Annotated in this window: 5 protein-coding genes; 3 read left to right on the forward strand and 2 right to left on the reverse strand. The window is 65.3% G+C overall.

The window, feature by feature from the left end:
- On the forward strand, positions 1-808 hold an 808-nt coding region (locus EOA22_RS26230), incomplete at its 5' end, for a GMC oxidoreductase (protein ID WP_245478689.1).
- A 12-nt stretch (positions 809-820) separates the two neighbouring features.
- Here EOA22_RS26230 and EOA22_RS26235 read toward each other — a convergent pair.
- Positions 821-1,738 (reverse strand): LysR family transcriptional regulator, encoded by a 918-nt coding sequence (locus EOA22_RS26235; RefSeq protein ID WP_063170340.1) that lies wholly within the window; start codon positions 1,736-1,738, stop codon positions 821-823.
- A gap of 134 nt (positions 1,739-1,872) precedes the next feature.
- Here EOA22_RS26235 and EOA22_RS26240 point away from each other — a divergent pair, with 134 nt between their 5' ends.
- Positions 1,873-2,511: a DsbA family protein gene (locus EOA22_RS26240; protein ID WP_024504444.1), complete on the forward strand. Its 639-nt coding sequence runs from the start codon at positions 1,873-1,875 to the stop codon at positions 2,509-2,511.
- A gap of 37 nt (positions 2,512-2,548) precedes the next feature.
- Entirely contained in the window at positions 2,549-3,160 is a 612-nt protein-coding gene (locus tag EOA22_RS26245; protein ID WP_063169057.1) for an NAD(P)-dependent oxidoreductase, read from the forward strand.
- A gap of 25 nt (positions 3,161-3,185) precedes the next feature.
- On the opposite strand, the gene EOA22_RS26250 is transcribed toward EOA22_RS26245, so the two are convergent.
- Complete coding sequence (locus tag EOA22_RS26250; RefSeq protein ID WP_013529483.1) at positions 3,186-3,986, reverse strand: ATP-binding cassette domain-containing protein; 801 nt, start codon at positions 3,984-3,986, stop codon at positions 3,186-3,188.
- Between the last annotated feature and the right edge of the window lie 133 nt (positions 3,987-4,119).

The raw sequence follows: 4,119 nt of genomic DNA on the forward strand, positions 1-4,119 counted from the left end.
GTCGGGGGTGGGGCGCCCCGACCTGCTCTCGGGCATCGGCGTGGATGTCCGTCACGCGCTGCCGGGTGTCGGGGAAAATCTGCAGGACCATCTGCAGATACGCACCGTCTTCAAGGTCGCCAACACCGCCACACTCAACCAGCGCTACCACAATCTGGTCAGCCGTGCGTCGATGGGGCTGGAATACGCGCTCAAGCGCAGCGGGCCGCTGTCGATGGCGCCAAGCCAGCTCGGCATCTTCGCCAGGAGCGATCCGCGCCTCGCAACGCCCGATCTGGAATATCATGTGCAACCGCTGAGCACCGACCGTCTGGGCGAGCCGCTGCATCGCTTTCCCGCGGTCACCGTCTCGGTCTGCAATCTGCGTCCGGAAAGCCGGGGCAGCGTGCACATGGCTTCGTCCGACGCGCGGGAGACGGCGAAGATCCGGCCGAACTATCTTTCCACCGAGGGAGACCGCAGCGTGGCCGTCGCGTCGTTGCGCCATGTCCGCAGCTTGATGAAGGCTCGGGCGGTGGCGCGCTTTGCGCCGGAAGAGATGCTGCCCGGCACGCAGTATGACAGCGATGAAGAGCTCATCCGCAAGGCCGGCGATATCGGCACGACGATCTTCCACCCCGTCGGCACCTGCAAGATGGGTTCGGATACGATGGCGGTGGTCGACGACGGCCTGCGTGTTCACGGGCTTGCCGGGCTGCGCGTGGTCGATGCCTCGATCATGCCGACAATCGTCTCGGGCAACACCAACTCGCCGGTCGTCATGATCGCGGAGAAGGCAGCCGAGATGATCCTGCAAGAGGCCCGCTGACCGCCATCGGCTTCAAGCCGTGGCAACACCGCGCGATCGCCGCTTCTCGGCCGCCGCGAGCAGATCGACGAAGGTGCGCACCTTGGCGGGCCGGAACCGGGCCGGCGGAAAGACTGCGTGGATGCCGCCTGACGGCAGGCTCCAGTCGGCAAATACCGGCACCAGCCGCCCCTCGGCGATATCGTCGCTGACGCTGTAGTCCGGAAAGACGCCCAGCCCGATGCCGACGAGCACGCAAGCAAGGGCGGCGGGGCTCTTGTCGCACATGAGGACCGGATTGAGCTCGGTCAGCACCGTTTCGCCATCCCTGGAAAACAGCCATTGGCCGATGCCGCGCAACTGGGTGTTGCCGACCCAGGCCAGCGATCTTGCCTGGTGCGGCGTCAGGTCGGGCGGCAGGCTCGCCGCGAAGCCAGGGCTCGCCACCACGATTTGCCGGATCGTCCCCAGCCGCCGCGCCTGGTTCGAGGAATCGGTGAGCCAGCCGACGCGGATGCCGAGATCGATCTGCTCGTCCACCAGATTGCTGACGGCGTCGTCGAAGATCGCCTCGACGCGCATCTGCGGATAGGTCCTGAGATAGGCCGCCATGACCGGAGCCACCATCTTGGTGCCGTAGTCGAGCGGCGCCGTCAGCCTCAGCGTTCCGCTCGGTTCGACGGCCCCGCGCGAGATTTCGCCATAGGCGGCCTCCGCTTCCCGCAGGATGATCATCGCGCGGTCATAGAAGAGGCGCCCCTCTTCGGTCGGCGTGACACGCCGGGTCGTGCGCTGCAGCAGCGTTGCGCCCAGTTCCTCTTCGAGCTTGCCGATCTGATGGCTGACCACGGCCTTGGCGACGCCAAGCCGGTTGGCTGCGGCCGTGAACGAGCCGGTTTCCATCACCGTGGTGAAGTAGGCGAGCCGATTGAGGTTCAGAAGTTCGGCCAAGCTGGCTGCCATTTGTATGATCAGATCATACAGTTTGTATTATTGGGTGCCATTTATCGCAAGACCCCCACCTGCCACATATCAGCCAACGGCATTCGATCAAGCCGGCAGCCGGATCATGGGTAGCAGCGATTATGAACAATTCAGAAGTGACCTATCTTTTCGATCCGCTCTGCGGCTGGTGCTATGGTGCCACCCGGATGCTCGGCCGGTTGTCGGCCGCCGGCGTGCGCGTCGAGCTGCTGCCGACCGGCCTGTTTTCCGGCGCCGGCGCGCGTCCGATGGATGAAGGTTTTGCGGCGCACGCCTGGGCGAACGACCAGCGCATCGAGCGCCTGACCGGACAATCGTTCACGCCGGCCTACCGGCACAATGTCCTCAATGTCCGTGGCACCCTGCTCGACTCACATGCCGCCACACTCGGCATCACTGCCGCTGGCCTGGAGGACCCTAGCCGCCGGTTTGCGGCGCTGAAGACGATCCAGCATGCGCGCTATGTAGAAGGACGCGATGTCGTGACGATCGGCGGTGTGGCCGAGGTGCTCGCCGCCGACGGCATGGCGGACGCCGCCGAAATGCTCAAGGCGCCGACCGAAACATTGCTGGCGGCTCACCGCGATCAGGTTGGCCGTGGCCGTGCGCTGTTCCAGCGCCTGCATGCCGATGGCGTGCCTTCGCTCGCGGTCATCCGCAACGATGCGCCCCGGCTCATCGGTTCGAACGCGCTGTTCGGCAGCTTCGACAATCTCGTCGCCCACATCGCGGCGGCGTGACCCCATCCTCCAGACCCCCAAGCATAAGGAAACAGACATGGCAAAAGTCGCTCTCATTGGTGCATCGGGCGCTGTCGGTTCGCGCCTTCTCAGGGAACTCTCCGATGGCGGCCATACCGTCACGGGCATCGCGCGCAACCCGGAAAAGATTGTCGCGCTTCCGGGCGTGACGGCCAGGAAGGGCGATGTCTTCGACACAGAAGGTCTCGCGGACCTGATCCGCGGCCATGACGCTGTGATCAGCTCTGTGCATTTCCTGGATAGCGATACCGATGCACTGATCGAGGCGGTGCGCGCCTCCGGCGTGAAGCGCTATCTCGTCGTCGGCGGCGCCGGCAGTCTCGAAGTCGCGCCCGGCAAGCGGCTGGTCGATAGCCCCGACTTCCCGGCGATCTACAAGGCAGAAGCGCAGAAGGGCGCCGACTTCCTGGACAGATTGAAGACGGTCGACGACCTCGATTGGACGTTCCTGTCGCCATCCGCCATGTTCGTGCCTGGCGAGCGCACCGGCAAATTCCGCCTCGGCAAGGACACGCTTCTCGCCTCCGACGAGGGCAGCAGCATTTCCTTCGAGGACTACGCGATCGTCATGGTCGACGAGATCGAGAAGCCGGCCCATATCAGGCAGCGCTTCACCGTCGGCTATTGAGCGAACGGATGGTGGCGGCCGGGTCTCAATCGAGGCCGGCCGACGCCAGCCGCATCAGGGTCCGGTTCAATCTCGGTGCTGCCGCCACCAGCGCCTTTCCAATGGCCGATTGCGGTGCGTCGATGACGGTTCGGGCATCGCCGTTCTCGGCAACCCGGCCGGCGTCGAGAAGGATAACGCGGTGGGCGATCGACCGGATGACGCCGAGATCATGTGAAATGAAGAGATAGGCGATCTTTTCCTGGCGCTGCAGGTCGAGCAAAAGCTCGAGGATCTCCCCGCGCACGGAAACGTCGAGCGCCGACACCGCTTCATCGAGCACGATCAGCGACGGCTTCGTGGCGATGGCGCGGGCAATGGCGACGCGCTGCCGCTGGCCGCCTGAGATTTCATGGATGGCACGCGGGGCGAGGTCCGCCGTCAGCCCGACGCGCTCCAGCAAGGCGGCGATGCGGCGCGGGCGCTCGCTGCGGGAAGCGATGCCATGGATGCGCAAGGGATCGTCGAGCACACGCGCCACTGTGGCGCGCGGGTTGAAGGCGGCAAGCGGGTCCTGGAACACCATTTGCAGGCGCGCGCGGCGGGCACGCAGTGCTGCGCTGCGCAGGGCCAGGAAATCGTCGCCTTCGAACTCGATGCGTCCGTCGTCCGGCTCGATCAATCGCAGCACCACCCGCGCGATCGTCGATTTGCCGCTGCCGGAGGGTCCGGCCAACGCCAGCGTTTCGCCCGGCTCGATGTGAAAGGAGACATCGTCGACTGCAGCGATGGTGTTGTCGCCGCGACGGTAGCGCTTGGTGAGGTTGGACACCGCCAGCAGGCTCATGCGTGGAGCCCGGCTCGGTTCAGCAGCGGCTTGGTGTCGAGGCCGATATCGGCATCGAGCAATGCGCGCGTATAGGGTTGGGCCGGGGCGCCGACAATCTGCGCCGTCATGCCAAGCTCGACCAACTGCCCAT

The organism is Mesorhizobium sp. M7A.F.Ca.US.014.04.1.1 (assembly GCF_003998745.1).
In the GTDB taxonomy this organism is placed as follows: domain Bacteria; phylum Pseudomonadota; class Alphaproteobacteria; order Rhizobiales; family Rhizobiaceae; genus Mesorhizobium; species Mesorhizobium ciceri.